At 42.3% G+C, this 17,579-nt stretch carries 19 protein-coding genes and 1 riboswitch; of the genes, 5 read left to right on the forward strand and 14 right to left on the reverse strand.

Annotation, left to right across the window (positions count from 1 at the left end; genetic code table 11):
- Window positions 1-6: 6 nt before the first annotated feature.
- The 4 genes from NXG61_RS02885 to NXG61_RS02900 all read right to left on the reverse strand — a co-directional run bounded on the left by NXG61_RS02885 (window position 7) and on the right by NXG61_RS02900 (window position 3,637).
- Window positions 7-657 carry a riboflavin synthase gene (locus tag NXG61_RS02885; RefSeq protein WP_307223573.1) on the reverse strand — a complete coding sequence of 217 codons (651 nt, stop codon included), beginning with the start codon at window positions 655-657 and terminating at the stop codon, window positions 7-9.
- A 4-nt stretch (window positions 658-661) separates the two neighbouring features.
- Complete coding sequence (ribD, locus tag NXG61_RS02890; protein ID WP_307223571.1) at window positions 662-1,759, reverse strand: bifunctional diaminohydroxyphosphoribosylaminopyrimidine deaminase/5-amino-6-(5-phosphoribosylamino)uracil reductase RibD; 1,098 nt, start codon at window positions 1,757-1,759, stop codon at window positions 662-664.
- A 307-nt stretch (window positions 1,760-2,066) separates the two neighbouring features.
- Window positions 2,067-2,181, reverse strand: a riboswitch (FMN riboswitch).
- A 139-nt stretch (window positions 2,182-2,320) separates the two neighbouring features.
- Window positions 2,321-2,725 carry a DUF3887 domain-containing protein gene (locus tag NXG61_RS02895; RefSeq protein WP_307223569.1) on the reverse strand — a complete coding sequence of 135 codons (405 nt, stop codon included), beginning with the start codon at window positions 2,723-2,725 and terminating at the stop codon, window positions 2,321-2,323.
- 27 nt (window positions 2,726-2,752) lie between these two features.
- Window positions 2,753-3,637, reverse strand: coding sequence for an EamA family transporter (locus NXG61_RS02900; RefSeq protein WP_196604295.1), 885 nt, complete (start codon window positions 3,635-3,637; stop codon window positions 2,753-2,755).
- Between the two features lie 162 nt (window positions 3,638-3,799).
- Between NXG61_RS02900 and NXG61_RS02905 the strand changes: the two genes are divergently transcribed.
- From NXG61_RS02905 to NXG61_RS02920, 4 genes are all read left to right on the forward strand, one after another.
- Window positions 3,800-4,345 (forward strand): TetR/AcrR family transcriptional regulator, encoded by a 546-nt coding sequence (locus NXG61_RS02905; protein ID WP_307223567.1) that lies wholly within the window; start codon window positions 3,800-3,802, stop codon window positions 4,343-4,345.
- Window positions 4,345-4,665 carry a DMT family transporter gene (locus NXG61_RS02910; RefSeq protein ID WP_196604293.1) on the forward strand — a complete coding sequence of 107 codons (321 nt, stop codon included), beginning with the start codon at window positions 4,345-4,347 and terminating at the stop codon, window positions 4,663-4,665. Before NXG61_RS02905 ends, NXG61_RS02910 begins: the two co-directional genes overlap by 1 nt.
- Window positions 4,666-4,895: 230 nt before the next feature.
- Window positions 4,896-6,077, forward strand: a complete 1,182-nt coding sequence (locus NXG61_RS02915; protein WP_307223564.1) for an iron-containing alcohol dehydrogenase — start codon at window positions 4,896-4,898, stop codon at window positions 6,075-6,077.
- 243 nt (window positions 6,078-6,320) lie between these two features.
- Entirely contained in the window at window positions 6,321-6,554 is a 234-nt protein-coding gene (locus NXG61_RS02920; protein WP_196604291.1) for a hypothetical protein, read from the forward strand.
- Window positions 6,555-6,611: 57 nt separating this feature from the next.
- Here NXG61_RS02920 and srlE read toward each other — a convergent pair whose 3' ends face one another.
- The 3 genes from srlE to NXG61_RS02935 all read right to left on the reverse strand — a co-directional run bounded on the left by srlE (window position 6,612) and on the right by NXG61_RS02935 (window position 9,543).
- Entirely contained in the window at window positions 6,612-7,589 is a 978-nt protein-coding gene (srlE, locus tag NXG61_RS02925) for a PTS glucitol/sorbitol transporter subunit IIB (RefSeq protein WP_196604290.1), read from the reverse strand.
- A gap of 13 nt (window positions 7,590-7,602) precedes the next feature.
- Window positions 7,603-8,130, reverse strand: a complete 528-nt coding sequence (gene srlA, locus NXG61_RS02930) for a PTS glucitol/sorbitol transporter subunit IIC (protein ID WP_196604492.1) — start codon at window positions 8,128-8,130, stop codon at window positions 7,603-7,605.
- A 141-nt stretch (window positions 8,131-8,271) separates the two neighbouring features.
- Complete coding sequence (locus NXG61_RS02935) at window positions 8,272-9,543, reverse strand: zinc-binding dehydrogenase (protein ID WP_307225420.1); 1,272 nt, start codon at window positions 9,541-9,543, stop codon at window positions 8,272-8,274.
- A gap of 119 nt (window positions 9,544-9,662) precedes the next feature.
- On the opposite strand from NXG61_RS02935, the gene NXG61_RS02940 reads away from it, so the two are divergent.
- Complete coding sequence (locus tag NXG61_RS02940; protein WP_307225425.1) at window positions 9,663-10,691, forward strand: IS6 family transposase; 1,029 nt, start codon at window positions 9,663-9,665, stop codon at window positions 10,689-10,691.
- An 81-nt stretch (window positions 10,692-10,772) separates the two neighbouring features.
- On the opposite strand, the gene NXG61_RS02945 is transcribed toward NXG61_RS02940, so the two are convergent.
- The 7 genes from NXG61_RS02945 to NXG61_RS02975 all read right to left on the reverse strand — a co-directional run bounded on the left by NXG61_RS02945 (window position 10,773) and on the right by NXG61_RS02975 (window position 17,509).
- Window positions 10,773-11,630, reverse strand: a complete 858-nt coding sequence (locus NXG61_RS02945) for a class II fructose-bisphosphate aldolase (protein WP_196604288.1) — start codon at window positions 11,628-11,630, stop codon at window positions 10,773-10,775.
- A gap of 251 nt (window positions 11,631-11,881) precedes the next feature.
- Window positions 11,882-12,439 (reverse strand): glycerol-3-phosphate responsive antiterminator, encoded by a 558-nt coding sequence (locus NXG61_RS02950; protein ID WP_196604287.1) that lies wholly within the window; start codon window positions 12,437-12,439, stop codon window positions 11,882-11,884.
- A 174-nt stretch (window positions 12,440-12,613) separates the two neighbouring features.
- Window positions 12,614-13,126, reverse strand: a complete 513-nt coding sequence (locus NXG61_RS02955; protein ID WP_196604286.1) for an FMN-binding protein — start codon at window positions 13,124-13,126, stop codon at window positions 12,614-12,616.
- Complete coding sequence (locus NXG61_RS02960; RefSeq protein ID WP_196604285.1) at window positions 13,123-13,791, reverse strand: ABC transporter ATP-binding protein; 669 nt, start codon at window positions 13,789-13,791, stop codon at window positions 13,123-13,125. Before NXG61_RS02960 ends, NXG61_RS02955 begins: the two co-directional genes overlap by 4 nt.
- Before the next feature lie 11 nt (window positions 13,792-13,802).
- Window positions 13,803-14,933, reverse strand: coding sequence for an ABC transporter permease (locus NXG61_RS02965; RefSeq protein ID WP_196604284.1), 1,131 nt, complete (start codon window positions 14,931-14,933; stop codon window positions 13,803-13,805).
- 9 nt (window positions 14,934-14,942) lie between these two features.
- On the reverse strand, window positions 14,943-16,223 hold the full coding sequence (locus NXG61_RS02970; protein ID WP_196604283.1) for an ABC transporter permease: 1,281 nt from the start codon (window positions 16,221-16,223) through the stop codon (window positions 14,943-14,945).
- A 23-nt stretch (window positions 16,224-16,246) separates the two neighbouring features.
- Window positions 16,247-17,509 carry a DUF2318 domain-containing protein gene (locus tag NXG61_RS02975; protein ID WP_196604282.1) on the reverse strand — a complete coding sequence of 421 codons (1,263 nt, stop codon included), beginning with the start codon at window positions 17,507-17,509 and terminating at the stop codon, window positions 16,247-16,249.
- Window positions 17,510-17,579: the final 70 nt, after the last annotated feature.

Genomic DNA, 17,579 nt, shown 5'->3' on the forward strand with positions numbered 1-17,579 from the left:
ATTTTTTTAAAATCCATTTTCACTTAAAAATTCCGCATTTATCTTGGAAAGCTGCGGGCTTTCCGCTTTTTGCATCAAAAGCATTTTTTCCACATATTTCCCCAATATATCTGTTTCTATATTTACAGACGCTCCGGTATTTTTCTGCCCTATAGTCGTTATAGAAGCCGTATGCGGGATAAGTGACACTGAAAACTCAGCATAATCGGCATCTACCACAGTCAGACTGATTCCGTCTATTGTCACAGAACCCTTTTTCACTATATACCGCAATAGTCCCTTATCAACACTGATCGTAACAATGACGGCATTATCTTCCGGTTTTTTTTCAATTATCGTTCCTGTTCCGTCGATATGACCGCTGACAATATGTCCTCCCAGGCGGGAGCCCACTTTTAAAGCTCTTTCCAGATTAACAAGACTGCCCTGCTTCAATTCTCCGAGTGAAGTTTTTCTTACAGATTCAGGCATGACATCTGCGGAAAAACTTTTATCTGTATATTGTGTGACTGTGAGGCATGTACCATTGACAGCAATACTGTCACCTATACCGACATCCGTCAAAATTTTTTTTGCGGCAATGGTAAGTCGTACGGAGGATGCCCCGTTCTTGATTCCCGATATATGACCGACTTCTTCGATTATTCCCGTAAACATAAAATCACCTCATATATCCTTTTATTAAAACATCCCCGCCATCCAAAACCTCCGCGGATGTGTCAAAAAGCTCCACAGCATCAGACAGCTCACCGATACCTTCGCCGCCAACAGCCATTTTTGCCGTTTCTCCGCCGATCAATTTTGGTGCTATAAAAAAGTATGCCTTATCGGCCAGATTTGCGCTTATTATACTGCCCATAAGCGCTGCTCCGCCTTCCACCAAAATACTGCATATATTTTTTTGAGCCAGCTGCCTGAACAATTTCTGCAGACATATATGACCATTTGTGTCCTCTTCGCACACCAGTATCTGTACATTCCTATCAGCAAGAGCCCGTAGTCTCTCCTCTGGTGCTTTTTCTGTCACCGCCATAATCACAGGAGCCTTGCCGTCATTGATCAGCACACTGTCAAGCGGAATACGGGCGCAGCTGTCAAGAACTATCCTTATCGGATTCCTGCCGCCGTTTTCAAGTCTGGCGGTCAGAGAAGGATCATCAGCGATGACCGTATTTATACCGACCATGATCGCATCATTTATATCGCGCAGTCTGTGTCCGTACTGCCGTGACCGCTCGCTGGTGATCCATTTTGACTGACCGGTGCGGGTAGCAATTTTTCCATCCAGCGTCATCGCACTTTTTATCGTAACAAAAGGCTGCTCTTTTTCTATCCACTTAAAAAATACTTCATTAAGTTTTCTGGCTTCATCTGCCAATAGCCCTGTGGTCACCTCAATGCCGGCATCGCGTATTTTCTTTATGCCGCGCCCTGACACCTTTGGATTTGTATCAGTCATTGCCACGACGACACGTTTTACTCCCGCCTTTATCAAAGCATCACAGCACGGCGGTGTCCTGCCGAAATGAGAACAAGGCTCAAGACTTACATAAACCGTTGCGCCCTCGGCAAGATCACCTGCAGCCGCCAAGGCATTCACTTCCGCATGAGGAGTTCCCGCCCGTTTGTGCCAGCCGCAGCCGATCACTCGTCCGTCCTTTACTATGACCGCTCCTACCATCGGATTCGGACTGGTTCTTCCCTCTGCATTTTTCGCCAGTTCAAGCGCCATCCGCATATATCGCTCATCGCTCTCCATATAGCAGCCTCCCCTGAATTTATCCGATGACTAACCCGCTCTAATACTCCCGCTTCTGCAAGCGGCGAGTAAAGAGCGGCTAAGTCCCTGGATAATTTCGACTACTATTCAGGCGGCGTCAAAACGCCGTCTGAATTAAGTCTCCATTTATATGATTATCGACCCAAAATAAATTTTGAACATACAGCTAAAAACAAAAAAGCTGCCAAATACATAAGTATTCAGCAGCCAAGCGGCAAAATAAACTCAATTACACTCAAACGGAATAAATCGGTGTGATAATATCATCAATTCACAATCAAAATCACACAATCTTTTTCCATCCAGACTATACTGTCGGCTTCGGAATTACACCGAATCTGCCAAAAAGGCTCGCGGGCTTTACCGCCGGTAGGGAATCTCACCCTGCCCCAAAGACTGCTAATAAAGTTTTAATATAAGCAGGTAAAATCAAACCCTGTTTATATTGTTATAATACTACATATTGATTTTTAAAGCAATATTATTTTGCATACGTTTCCTGCACATACTGCTGTGCTGTTTTCCTGCAAACAGCCGTTATCAGTTTTTCAATATCCAAAAACCTGCTATCAAGAAACCACTGCCATCTTCTGTTAAAACAGTCCGCACTGTAACATTATCATCCTTGGTAAATTTTGCCTTGTAATCAATAATTTTATAAGACTCCTTCGATTCTGCACGCGTATATTCCTTAGATATATACTGACCAAACATCTTTTTGGTCTTCTTGGACTCTGCTGCGAACCGCTTCTTATTTAAAGCATTTTTCATTTTGTCATCAAAAAATTTTGCTGCCGCCGGATATTGTCCGTCATTAATCCCAAGCAGCAGCTCTTCCGTCACATCGTCCGAAAAGGCTCTTATATCCGTTGACTCAGCCGAGCATAGTGTCAAATTAAAAACAGTAAGCATCAAGACTAATATCAATATTTTTGACGCAGACATAAAATCAACCTTCCTTTTGTAATACAATCACCTGTTTAAATCTATAATTTTTCTGCCGAATATGTGGACTATCAAACCAACCATTACTAAAAAGGCTCCTGTCACCTGCAGGACGGACAATTTTTCGTCCAGGACCAGCGCCGAACTGCTGAGTCCGACTACGGGCACTAAAAGAGCAAACGGAGATACAACCCCTGCCGGATAACGTGCCAAAAGTTTGCCCCAGATGACATATCCGCCGAAAGTAGCAAAATAGGCCAAATAGATTATTGATGCCGCTGAAGAAAGGTTAAAAGCGCTCCATGCTTCTGCCCACGCAGCAGGCCCTTCTATTATCCATGACAAAACAAGCAGCGGCAGTATGGCAACGGCTCCCGCCCAAACGACCAGAGAAAGAATAGAATAAGGCGGCACGCCAAGTGTTGCCCTGCGCATAATCACATTGCCCGCTGCCCAGCTGACCGAAGCGCATACTGTAAGCATAAATCCCAATATCGTCATATTGTCTCCATGCTGAAAACCTATGACGAACATGCCGACCGCAGCCAGAAACAAGCCAACCACATGATTCCAATGCCATTGCTCCGACAAAACTGCTGTAGCCATTATCATCGTGAAAAAAACCTGCGCCTGAAGTACAAGTGACGCCAGCCCCGAAGGCATCCCCATTTTCATCCCGAAAAAAAGGAAAGCAAATTGTCCCGTATTGATCGTCAATCCTAATGCTATCAGCCATCGCCAATCAATCGGCGGCCGCGGCAGAAAAAAAACAGCAGGAAACATTACTACCAAAAAACGCAGAGTTCCCAGCAGAAGAGGAGGTATCGTCGTCAAACCCACACTGATGGCTATAAAATTAAGCCCCCAGATAACAACTGTGATCAATCCCAAAAAAATATCTTTTCTCTGCACAGTATACCTCCATATTTATAAAAACTTATATTACAGGATAACAAATACTATATTTTGTGTCAATGAAGTGTGCCTGATCTTCACCACCTTTTCATAAACAAAATATTTACTATACCGTCCAGACGGTATATAATATATTTTACGGAAAGGCTGGGCATTACTATGGGCAAACAAAACGATCTAAAAACAAAAATTTTAAAAGCCGCTGCCAAAATCATTAATGAGGAAGGCATTTTTTCTTTGACTTTGGAATCTGTCGCAAAGGCTGCGGGAATAAGCAAGGGTGGTTTATTATATCATTTTTCCAATAAAGAGGCATTATTGGAAGGCATGATTAATTATTTGCTTCTGAATTTTAATAAAGATCTGGAAGATAATGTTCAAAAAGATAATTTCGCAAGAGGGCGATGGACAAGAGCCTATATAAACCTGACGTTTAATCAGGAAAAATATGATATAGATATGAATACGGCTTTTTTGGCAGCGGCAGCAGCCAAACCAGACTTGTTGAAGACTATGGCCCAACAGCTGAAGCTAGTTCATTCACATATTGAAAATGACAAGATAGATCCTGTCATAGCAACTATCATCAGGCTGGCAGTTGACGGAATGTACTTTAATCAATTGTACGGATTATATTTAAATAAAAACCTTTATGAAAAAATATTGCAATATTTAATTTCAATGACAAGAGAGGATAAATTATAATGAGCGGCTATATTTTATTAGGAAGCGCCATCATTCTTGAGATTTTTTCCACTTCTATGATGAAAGCATCCGTGGGATTTACAAAACTTATACCGAGTATTATTTTTGTGATAGGCATGGGGATTTCCTTTTATACCTTATCGCAGGCGCTTACCACTATACCCTTAAGTATCGCTTATGCCATCTGGTCGGGTGTAGGGACAGCCATAACCGCGTTGGTAAGTGTTTTGATTTGGAAAGAGCAGTTAAATATATACACAGTAGCAGGAATAGCCTTGATAATTATTGGTGTAGTAATATTAAATTTGAGAAACCAATGATGAAACCTCATGCCGGTAATTGTTTTCCGAAATATTATTTTCTATACCGCTGGGATTGGACAAAATATAAATACCGCCTTGTATGTAAATTTGAAACATTATATAATAATCATTATAAATGCAATTATTTAATTTTTCATAATATAATTGCTTGCTCTGCATAATAAAAATCTGTTTTGTACACTTGCGAATATTGATTCATAAAACTTGTTAGATGAGGAAGGTTGCTTATGAGAAGGTTTACATTGCCAAGGGATATTTACTGGGGAAAAGGTTCTTTAGCGGAACTGGAAAATATTGAAGGAAAAAGGGCGGTGCTGGTTCTGGGCGGCAGCTCAATGCGCCGTTTTGGTTTTGTCGATAAAGTATTGAACTACCTGAAAGCAGCAAATATAGAAACAGAACTTATCGAAAAAGTAGAACCTGATCCTTCCGTAGAAACCGTCATGAACGGTGCAAAAAAGATGCTGGATTTCGGACCTGACTGGATCATTGCGATGGGTGGCGGATCTCCCATTGATGCAGCTAAAGCAATGTGGGTATTTTATGAGCATCCCGATGTTAAATTCGAAGATATCATACAGCCATTTTCCTTCCCCGCTTTACGCAAAAAGGCCAGATTTCTTGCCATTCCTTCAACTTCAGGAACAGCCACGGAGGTCACTGCTTTTTCGGTGATCACCGATAATCAAAAAGGTATAAAATATCCGCTGGCAGACTTTAATATCACTCCTGATATTGCCATAGTCGATCCGGCATTAGCCGAAACAATGCCTCCCAAGCTTACTGCCTATACAGGCATGGACGCACTTACACATGCTATTGAGGCATATGTATCAGCAATGAACGGTCCGTTTACCGATCCGTTAGCTATGCAGGCTATAATTACCGTAGATAAATATCTCGAAGCTTCATATAAAGGAGACAGTCATGCACGCGAACAAGTACATTATGCCCAATGCCTGGCCGGGATGGCTTTCAGCAATGCACTGCTTGGCATAACCCACTCTCTGGCACATAAAACAGGTCCGGCATACAGTACAGGACACATTCCGCACGGCTGCGCAAATGCCATTTATTTACCGTACGTTATCGCCTATAATGCAAAAGATAAAACAGCTGCCGCACGCTATACGGAGATTGCCAGACATCTCGGTATCAGCAAAAGTGATGATCAAGCTGCGGTGGATGCGCTCTGCACAAAATTGTACAAATGCGGTGAAAAATTCAGCATACCGCATACATTAAAAGAATTTGGCGTCAATGAAGAAGAATTTCTGCAAAAATTAGATTATTTGGCCGAGGCCGCTGTAAATGATGCATGCACACTCAGCAATCCGCGCAAGATCACTAAAGAACAGATGCGTGAACTGCTGAAAGCTGTGTATTATGGAACTCCCGTAGACTTTTGATTTATGCCTTTATATGTTATGTCTGCATTGATGCTGCCCATCAAATAAAAATTATTTTATTTTAGTAAGACAATCCTGCCTGTATCATTGCAAAACAGCAAGCTCTATATCAGAGTGAACTTATCCGGTGTAATTTCAGCTTATTTTCAGATAAAAATCATATTGCTGTCACATTTTAAAATGATAATTATGATATAATCCATCTCAGAAATAGTAAATATTTACAAAGAGAGTGTGATAGAAATGATCAAATCTAAAGTAAAAAAATTATCGGTTCTGACAATCGGCGCCGCCATGCTGACCAGTGTTTTCGGTGCTGCCGTCGTAAACGCTTCACCGCAGGAGCAGCATCCGACCCAGATACAGCAGGAATCTTCGCATAATCAGAAACCGACTGTCCAGAAAAAGCATAAAAAAGAAAAGCACAATGAAATAAAGAAGGAAAAAACGGATCGGCAGCAAAATCAACATTTTTAATGATTCTGCTCAATAAAACAGACTCTGCCCGTTTCTGATCGGGCAGAGTCTGTTTTATTATGCAAATAATCCGATACCGACAAAATAAGCCACGATGACGCCGATAGGTCCGCCTACAGCACGCGACACAAGTATAGCCGGCACCCCGATATCTACCGTTTCGGGTTTTGCTTCCATAAGACTGAGTCCTACAGGCATAAAGTCACAGCCTACCTGTGAGTCGATGGCAAATAAGGCCGGAAGGGCAAACTGCGGTGAAATGGCTCCGGCTCCTATCTGTGTGCCGATGAGTACGCCGATGACCTGCGCGATGACCGCACCGGGGCCAAGCATCGGTGAGAGGATCGGCAGTGAACAGATCACTGATATGATAAACAGTCCCGGCAGTGAGCCTGCGTACGGTGACAGATGGGCTGCTATGAAGTCTCCCAGTCCCGATCCCATTATAAGTCCTATTATCATGCTGACAAAGGCCATGAACGGCAGTATCGTTTTTACTACCATGTCTATGGTATCACGTCCCGCCTGGAAGAAGATGGCTATTACTCCGCCGGCTGCTTTGCCGAATCTTGTCAGTATGTTTCCTTTTTCTGTTTTTGCCGGTCCCGCAGGTTTTGCCGCTGCGGGTGCTGCCGCGGGTGCCGGCGCGCTGCTTACTGCTCCGTCTGCCGAAACTGCGCTTATTCCTGCCGGTTTTACATCAGATACATATATTGTTTCATTTATAAATGCTGCCAGCGGGCCTGATTTTCCCACCGGTGTCAGGTTTACTGTGGGAATGCCTTTTTTCGGGTATATGCCGCAGCGCAGGGTCCCGCCGCAGTCTACTATCGCTACCGCTATTTCTTCATCCGGCACGCCGTTTTTAAATCCGTCGATCAGTTCTGCTCCCAGTATTTCTGCTATTTTGTCTGCTATTGCCGGTTTTTCTCCTCCGGTTATATAGACAACTTTGTTTCGGCCGCCTTCCAGTTTTACGGTCAGCGGTCCGCCGAATCCGTTTGGCCCTTTTTCTATTCTTACTGCATTAGCCATTTTTATATCCTCCTTATACCTGCATGCCTTTTTTCTTCATCATATACAATGTGATTTTTTCAGTAATGATGCCGCGTATCAATATTACTATGACACCGGCAACGAAATAGCGCACAGCGAGTTCGCTCGTCGGCAGTCCCAGCTGGGTGATCCCGTTTGCTATCCCAAGCCATACAAAAAGTTCTGCCGGATTGGCATGCGGAAAAAGGCCTGTGATCGGGTGTGCAAAAGTAATGCATGAATCCATAAATGCCGGTTTGTATTTTTCCGGCAGGAAACGGCCTAATGTATACGCCATCGGATTGCCCAGGAAAAACATAGCTATTACGTTAAATACCGTGTACCGCAAAATAATATTTTTGCTCGTCAATTGTGCGAACCTGTTTATTCTGTCCTGTCCCAAAACATTTATGAACGCGTTGATAGCCGTAATGAGCACTATCAATGTTGGCAGCATGCCTGTGACCATCCCGACAAAACTCTCCCCGCCCTTATGAAAAAGTCCGATAAATCCTGCTGCCAGAACCCCCAGATACTGCATAATTCCTGTTACTCCGTCCATCTTTATACCTCCTTGATATTTCTATTTGAAAAATACTAATAATCTTAATTTTTTGTTTATTTTTATAAAAGTTTTTTGTATTTTGGCTGAAATAGAACTCTCAGCCAAAATACAAGCAGTCTATTTATTACTTTTTGCAGGCCAGTTATTCAATAAATATGCTTCTGCTTCTTCACACCAAAGATCATTATTTTTTCCGCATATTTCCGCAAGTTTTGCAAAATGACGATTATTTGTTCCCTTTTGGGCAAAATCCTCTATCGCCGTCAACTCCATTTCTATTTGAGGATAAGATAATTTTTTCCCGCCCGGTATATGCGGCAGCTTCAGAGTCGTATCAATAATTCCATCTATACCGCATATATGTGTAATCATCACTGCGGGATTGATGCGTTTCTGAGCCGATAAGGTCAAAGATTCCACCATATCAGAAGTATATCCGCCCGATGTTCCCAGCATATGGATACTATTGTAATGAATATTATAAAAATTTATCTTCGCACTGAGATTTGCGTCAATCGGTCCTGAAAAAAAGTTTATACACCCATCATAGCTTAAGATTTGATCAGCCTGCTCAATTACTTCACTCACCGGAGCAAGTACAAATACATCGTCAAAACCGTGTCCATTTGTCAAAGACCGTAAATGTTCTGCCGGCTTATCGAAATCCGACATATTCACAAAATGCAATGCGATACCTTTTTTTCCGGCTTCCTCAACAGGAAAGATGCGTTCCGCCCGTTTCAATCTTCCAGAATCTATATCTGTGATAACAAGCACACCCGGACATATATCACCATGCAACGCATAATCAATAGTTCCCATCCCCATCGGCCCTGCCCCCGCCAAAATAGCCATGACCCCATTTTTTTTAATTCCCATTGCATGTTCATATTTTCCCGCTGTATTGTGATAGGATGCATGAAAAGCTCCTATTATGCAGCTCATAGGTTCCGACAGCGATGCTTCATAATAGGCTTTTCCTTCGTACCTGAGCAGGCTGTCCGTATGCATTACTTCAGCCGGAACAACTGCATATGTACAGGCACCGCCGCAGTTTTCATAACTGTAACCTACAGTGTGGCTTATTCCTTGATATACAAGCGCCGGCTGCAAAGAAAATTTATCACCCACATGATATTTATGCTGCCATTTTCTTCCTACCTCCACTATATTTCCCGCTGTTTCATGCCCCACAATAATAGGATGCTTGTCGATCCCTTCCGGAACTCGTTTATGATTTGCCCCCTGCCTGCTTTCTTTGTATGTTGACATGCATATACTGTCAGAAATCACTTTTACAAGGATTTCATCTTCCTTTATCGCCGGTAAAGCAAACTCTTCCAATCTTAAATCATTTTCTCCGTACATCCTCACTGCTTTTGTAATCATTTTCTTTTCTCCCTGCAAATTAATTCGTTTTGTTAACTTAAATGAAAATTGAGGCACCGAACCTTTCAATGGTACAATGTTTCTGCTAGAAAACACACCAATCGAAAGGACGATGCCTCATGCAGAAAATTATACCGATTGTATGCCCTAAATGCAACAATAATCACCATTTCCATAAGTTTGGCAAAGATAAATTCGGTAATCAAAAATATCGCTGCCTTGCTTGTAAACATCAATTTGCACCAGATGCTCTCCCCAGTGTCAGAGGTAAAAAGTATCCTCCTTGCCCTATGTGTGGAAAATCGTCTTTCTTGCATCACGATTATCGTGATTATTCTAACTTTCGTTGCTCTGATAAAAAATGTAATCATTCATTTTTTCAACCAAAATCAACTGCTACTTTGCCACCTTCTGTTTCTAAACTTTTTGGTAAATCCAATTTATCACGCATGCGTCATCCAGTTCATTTAATCATCACTGTTTTAACTCTTTTTTTCATAGGCAAAAGCTCTACTCGTAACATTTCTCTCATGCTTTATCAGCTCTACAGCATCAAGCTTTCTCATGTTAGTGTTGCTGAGTGGTGCAAAAAATTCGCTCCGCTTTTTGATAATATTTCTTTAAAGCTCATACCTTCTATGAATTTCAATTCTGATGAATGGCATGCTGACGAAACAGTGGTTAAAATTGCTGGAAAGAAATACTACATCTGGTTCATCATCGATAGTGAAACCCGCTTTGTTCTTGGTTTTCATCTTTCACCACATCGTTCTTCTCCTCAGGCACATGCTTTATTTCAGCATGTTTCCCCTTTAGGTAATCCCAATGCCATTGTTAGCGATCGCTATAGTGCCTACAAGATTCCTACTAAGTGCTACTTTCCTCATGCTAAACACATTCGTGTCGAGAGCTTTAAGGACGATATTAGCAACAATCTTATCGAAGCTTTTAACAACCGTTTCAAGGCTTGGTATAAAACCAAACGTGGCTTTCATTCTTTTCACTCTGCTAATGCTACTATTTCTGTTTTTGTCTTCTTTTTCAACTTCATGCGCCCTCATACTGGTCTTAATCATTTAACTCCTGCTCAAGTTGCCGGAGCTAACTATAATCCCAATATGAAAAACTTGTTTTCTTTAGCAAGTTGATAAAATTTAGTGCTTTTCTACAGAAACATTAGCTATCTTTTCATTTTTACTTAACAAAGCCAATTAATTTACCGAAACGCTTTAATCGACTTCCTTATTTTTTGAGCCGAATAACTCTATTCTGTCGCCGACCACTTGCCCGATCGCTTCTTTTATAGATGAAAATGCCTTATCCGGCAATGGGTCACGCCTTTTATTCACAGCTGCTGATTTTAAGCCTTCCCCCAATGCTATACGTAAATCAGAATAAACATTTATTTTAGTTATCCCATTACTTACAGCCGCTCTCAGCTCCGTTTCCGGTGTTCCCGACCCCCCGTGCAAAACTAAAGGCACTTTGCTGGCCGCTGTTATTTCCTGCAATCTTTCAATATTGAGCTTTGGTTCTGATATATATATTCCATGTGCTGTGCCAATGGAAACAGCCAGTGCGTCTATTCCTGTTTCCTCAATAAATGTTTTCACTTCTTTTGGTTCAGTAAGCTCTATTTCATGGCTGTCATCACATCCTGATAATTCTTTTCCTGCAACATGTCCCAGCTCGGCCTCCACAGTTGCATTATATTTTTGAGCCATTTGTACGACATGTCTTGTATTCGCTATATTTTCCTCAAAAGGCAGCGCTGACCCGTCATACATGACAGAAGTAAAACCATTAGCCAGCGCGCGTTCTATTATCGCGAAATTGGTTGCATGATCTAAATGTAAAGCCACAGAAATATCATAGACAGGTGCGACAGCTTTTATAAGTCCTGATATATAGTCCATTCCCCGTCCAGCAAGATCATATTCCAGCGCCATCAAAATCACCGGTGAATGCATCCGTTCAGCAGTATCCAAAATGGTTCTGACAAAAATATCCTCTACACAATCGAATGCGGCGACCGCGTATTTTTCTTTTTTTGCCCTCTGCAGCATTTCATTCATATTTACCAGCATAATAATATCTCCTTAAAATTAGTGTGCCCAACATAATAAAAAAACGGTATTAAGGCGCGAAACAATCTTCACGTCCTAATACCGAATTCAATACACCATTCAATATAAAAATATTTTGTTATAAAATACAAAGTTTCCCGGGAAACTCTTATTCTTTTTACATTATAAAAATTTATTTATGTTTTGTCAATAATAAATATGAAAATAATGAATAATTTATTTATTTAAAATAAATCATCCAGTTCTTAATTTCAATAAAACCTATCCCACAGCTCCTGCCGGCTTGTCATGATCCCATCCAGACCGCTGTTATAAAGTTTATCAGCAAACGCAGTATCATCTATAAATCCACTGGCAAAAATTTTGCCGGCATAACCTTTTTGTATTTTTGTTATATTATCAAGTGCGCATATCGCAGGCTTTACCTCCAGCGTATCAGGTTTGACATTATTTATCATCCTGAGCGCCGATTCTCTTGCCAATGAATCTATCAAGGGTATCTTCAATATCACTTCGATCCCCGCTGCTTTTGCTCTGCCCGCATAAATTTGATTACTTTCAATGACTGCATCAACTTTATACATTTTTTTCAACATTTCAAACGCCATATTATCATTGCCTAAACCGCCGACCAGCTCATGATTCACTATTACTCTTTTACCTGCTTTATGACAAAGCAGCACCAATTCTCTCAAATTGCCTATATGTGTAATAGTGCTTAAAAGAATTGTATCCCCGGGAATGGCAAGCGCCCTGTTCAAGGCTTTTATGTCACGTACGGATGGAATGACTGAAAAATTTTTCTTCATATTGATATGCCTTTCTTTTATATAATTACTATCCAATACACAGAAAAAAACGGCATCAAAAAACAGATTAATTCTATTTTTCAATACCGATTATACATTCTCTTTTTCAGTAAAAATATTTTTTTGTACGCTTTTATTATATATACAGCAGCAATGCCTGTCAATCAAGTGTCCCTATTTTTTAGAATTTTCGAGAGCAATCTTGGCAGATTCGACAAACTGATCATAAGATGCCGTAGCACCGGAAATCACATCTACTTTCGCCAGCTCCTGTACCTGGAGGAGCTGTTCAGCATATTGAGAATTGGCTTTCACAGCTCTTTGCGCTTTTTGATAAAACCCCGGATTTTCTACCTGTCCATTGGTTTTGCCATAATCCGCACCTTTGATATTTCCCTCAGGATCTACCCCCACAAAATTGACCGCCGTTATTTTGTGATCCTTAATAGTGAGTGCTATCCGGCCATGTCCCATAAAGCTGTCAGCCTTGCTTTCGGCTGCATATTCACCATCTTTGGTATCTGATAAATCGCAGCATGGTGCCTTGCCGTTTTCTCCCGAACTTGCAGGAACCGGAACCGCAACGGCATTGGCTGCATTTTCTGTCTGCTGTTCACCGGCACAGCCCGCTAAAATTTGTGTTGACAACACACCGGCAAAAACAAGCGCCCCATATTTCTTTTTCATTCTGCCTTTGCCTCGCTGCCCGCAATGCGCCCATGCTCTATAATAACCGCCCGCTGTGCTTCTCTGCCCACTTCGGGTGCATGGGTTACTGTTAATATCGTATGTCCTTCATCATGAAGTTCATGAAATATATTCATCACCAGCTTTTCATTCGCCTCGTCAAGATTACCTGTTGGTTCGTCCGCCAAAATTAAAACAGGATAGTTGATCAATGCCCTGGCAATACATACTCTCTGCTGTTCTCCGCCTGACAGCTGACTTGGCAGATGCCCCGCACGATCCTTTAATCCTACACGATCCAGTGCCGCAAGAGCTTCCTGTTTATCCGGCAAGCTGTGATAATATTGCGCTACCATTATATTTTCTACGGCAGTCAGATATGGTATAAGGTGGAACTGCTGAAATACCATACCAATTTTATCACGGCGCAGAGTTGTCAGCTGCTGATGGTCTACATCCGTCAAATCAATACCGTCTAAAACGACTGTCCCCGATGTGGCTTTATCCATACAGCCTATTATGTTCATGAGAGTCGTTTTACCTGAGCCTGACGGTCCCATTATTGCCAGCCATTCACCCTTTTCGACCGTCATATTGATGTCCTGCAGAGCAAATACTTTTCCGCCGTAGGCCATAGATACGTCTTTTAACTCCAATAAGCTCATGCTCATCCTCCTCATTCACCGCGCAATACTATTGCCGGTTCAACACTTGTAGCAATACGTACAGGTATAAGGCTGGCTATACCTGTTATAACAATCGACAGCACTATCGAAAATACTGCAATTGACGGAGCAAATTCGACTGCCCGGCCGAATACATTCATGCTCACGACCTGGGCGAATAAGTAGCCAAGGCCAGTGCCCAGGATACCGCCAAAAAATCCCAGTACACATCCTTCACCAAGGAATTCGCAGATGATATTGCTGTTTTCAGCACCGAGTGCCTTCTTCAATCCTATTTCACGGCGCCGTTCAGTAACAACCGCCATCATTGTTGTTGCCACACAAATCAAAGTCAGCAGCAAAACCACTACTGTAACCAAAAGGACCAATGCCTGCAGTTTGCTTAAAACAGTTTCTTCTGAATGAGCTATCTGCTTCACCAGCTGAGGCTGCACCTCTGGATAATTTTGACTGATCATTTTGCTGACACTTTCCAGTGCCGCCCCATCGGCAACGATACTGATCTGAGCCAGACTGAGCTGCCCATTTTTTTGGAGCATTTTTTGTAAAAGAGCCAAATCAACAAAAGCGAATTGTTCTTCCTTACCGCCTGTATGAACTATCCCGGAAACCACAAAAGTCTCTTCGTCGGCATCATTGCCGGCGCTGACAAGAACTGTCTGTCCCGGTTTGATATTCATCCGCTGTGCCTGCTCGGCCCCCAGCAGGATCTCCCTTTTTTCTGCCTGCGGCCAGCTGCCGGTTATCTGCCAATAGGGACTTACCTTCTGAAGCATTGAAAAATCCGTGCCGCTGGTGAGTATAGGCTGTTCATTGATTTTCAGTCTTTCATACAGAAAGGGGGCAATGCCCACTATTTCATAGCCGTTCAGACTGTCATTTATCTTTTTAACATCTTCACCCGACAATGTGGTACGGTCTTTTCCCGGCAATATAAGCAAATTAGCTCCATATGCCCTGAACTCCCGCCCCATCTGCTGCGGTATTTCTCTGTAAACAGTTATCATGCCGGAGATGATAGTTGCTCCTACCGCAACTGCCATCAATGCAATAGCCATTCTTGTGCGCCGCCGCAGCAATGCATTTATGACCATAACAAAGTACATTCTATATTTTTTCATTAAATTTTCTCACCTGCCATGAAGAACAATCGCCGGCCGCAGGGACAAAATCATTCGGATAGCCGGCAGGCTGCCCAGTAATATAACCAATGACATGAGCCCCGCGACTATAGGCATGACTACTATATTAACTGCAATGCTTGAGTTAAATACCGTATTGCCTATGATCTGCGCAAAACCCAGACCTATAAAATAACCGCAGATCCCACCTGCCAATCCCGCCAAAAATATTTCTGTCAATATCAGCAGCACAATTGCCAGATTGCTGGCTCCCAAGGCTTTCAGCAATCCAAGTTCGCGGCTTCTTTCCATAATATTGGCACTTACAAGATTGGATACACCAAGTACAGAACTCAGCAGACTGAGACCGGTTATCAGCAGCATCAGCATTTGCGTTTTATCCAGAATTTTTCCTTCGGATTCGGCGATCTGTCTTACCGGATGAGCCACGGAATCAGGGATTACTTCCTCTATCTGATATGCAATGGAACTGACATATGATGTACAATACCATATTTCATATTCTTTCATTGTCAAGCTTTTAGGATTAGCCGCCGCTTTACGGGCAAGCTCATTTTCCGGTGTAGTCACAGCACTGACTTCAACCTGATCAATTTTATCTGTAAGCCCTGTTATCTTCTGAACAAGCGCCAGCGGTGCCAAAATAGCATTTTCTTCACTGCCTCCGCCGCTCACAATACCGCTGACTCTTAAAGTATCGGCTTGTCCGTCCGGTTTTTTATAGCTTATGGTATCTCCCTTATTTACCTTGAGATCATTAGCTAATTTTTTTCCTACCATGACACCGTTGCTGCCGTCATCTGCGGCCCAATCACCGTCAACCTGCCACCACGATTTAAGATATTTTTCTCCTGTAGAAAAATATTCTCCCGTCGGCAGCAGCATCTGACGGTCAAACCATGTACCATCTAAATTTACAGTTTGTCCATTTTGTAAATTTATAGACGCACTCAGCTGAGGAGCAAATGCTACAATATTATTTGTCCAAAATATCGTTTTGATTTTTCCCAGATCGGACTCATTCAGATATTCCTTATGCGCGCCTGTATCATCCAAACCATAGACATCCTTCAGCACGGACGCATTCTTAGGGGTCACTACAATGTTTGCACCATAAGCTTTAAGCTCCTGATTGACTTTATCGCCGACATCAAACATTACATTAAGCATCGCGGTTGCCAAAGACACTCCCAATGCAACGGTCAATGCCACAAGCAAAAGTCGTCGGCTCTGCCGCACTACAGCACCTTTTACCATCTGCCAAAACAAACTCGGTCACTCCCTTCGCTGCACTATTTAAATTTATCCCTATCCTTTTCAAGACTGGCCTGTGTGACATTTACACGGCCGTTTTCTACTTTATACTCAACGGGAATAGGGTTGCAGCCGCCCTTCATACCGATAGTTGCCTTATTCATTATTACGTCGCATAATCTGCATACAACCTGACCGTCTTTTTCATAATATCCAGTTGGTCCGCATATCTCACAGGCGTCCAGTCCTACCCCATAAGATGATCCGCCCTTTTGGATAATAATGAATCTGACCAATTCTCCACCCGATGCCTTATACACATATCTGTGCAAATGTCCGTCATTTACTTGATCGAGAGAAACGCTGACGTTCCCGTCAACCGCGTTTACAGGTATTGCCGGTACCAAAGCTTCCTTTTTATTGGCATAAACACTTCCCAGACTGGATATTGATACCATTATGCACAAACTTATTACCACAGCCGTTCCCCAGCGCAGCTTATGTTTGGCGTACATCAATATTTTCCTATACTGTGCAGGATCTGTTCCCTGCGGCCGCAGCGGCTTTTTTTGCAGAAAAAGCGTAACAGGCACTAAAACCGTAACAAAAAAAACTACAAAAATAATCCAGGACTGATGATTTATCAAAGGTGCCATGATCTTCATCAGCAGACCGCCTGGCAATAACTGCCGGGCCATCATTATTTGTATCAAGAATATTATCTGCTGCAAAAGTATTGCAGCCATCTGTACAGTAAAAACGAACAGCAGCCGTTGATAATAAAGAGCCGCCGCAGCCTTATGCACAAGATATCCTCCAAGAACAGAAAAACCCAGTCCGGTCGCAAATCCCACCAGCCTTATTAACACTGTAATATTAAAATAATCGCCTGCTGCCGTAAACATGGTGGTTACCGGAATGAGCCATATTTCCATGCCGTGATATAAAAACAAAGCTACGACCATAGCTGCTATCGTTCCAGAAACTTTTTTATCTATCGTCTCTTTTGTACGCATATTTTTTCTGAAAAAGAACAGCAATATTGCAATTTCACAAAAAACAGCAACAGCTATCGCCAAACTTTCGAAAACTTCGCGGCTGACTGCATTTCGCGTACCGACTTTGACTGCTATTATGAACACCGATCCCCAAAATCCCCATGACAAGGCACGAAAAAAAGTTCTTTTGTATGCTTTCGTTTCCATATTCATGAGAATCGCCAGCAAAATCCCCAAGGGAACAGCTAATGTAACCCCTTGCTCCATAGCCGGAATGAATTGTTGCAAAAAAGTTTGTAGCATAACGTGTTCCTTTCAATGAAAAAGACCTGCCCGGCATAAGTAATTTCAGCAAGCTCACGCCGGACAGGAA

The organism is Pectinatus haikarae (assembly GCF_050916305.1).
GTDB lineage: Bacteria > Bacillota > Negativicutes > Selenomonadales > Selenomonadaceae > Pectinatus > Pectinatus haikarae.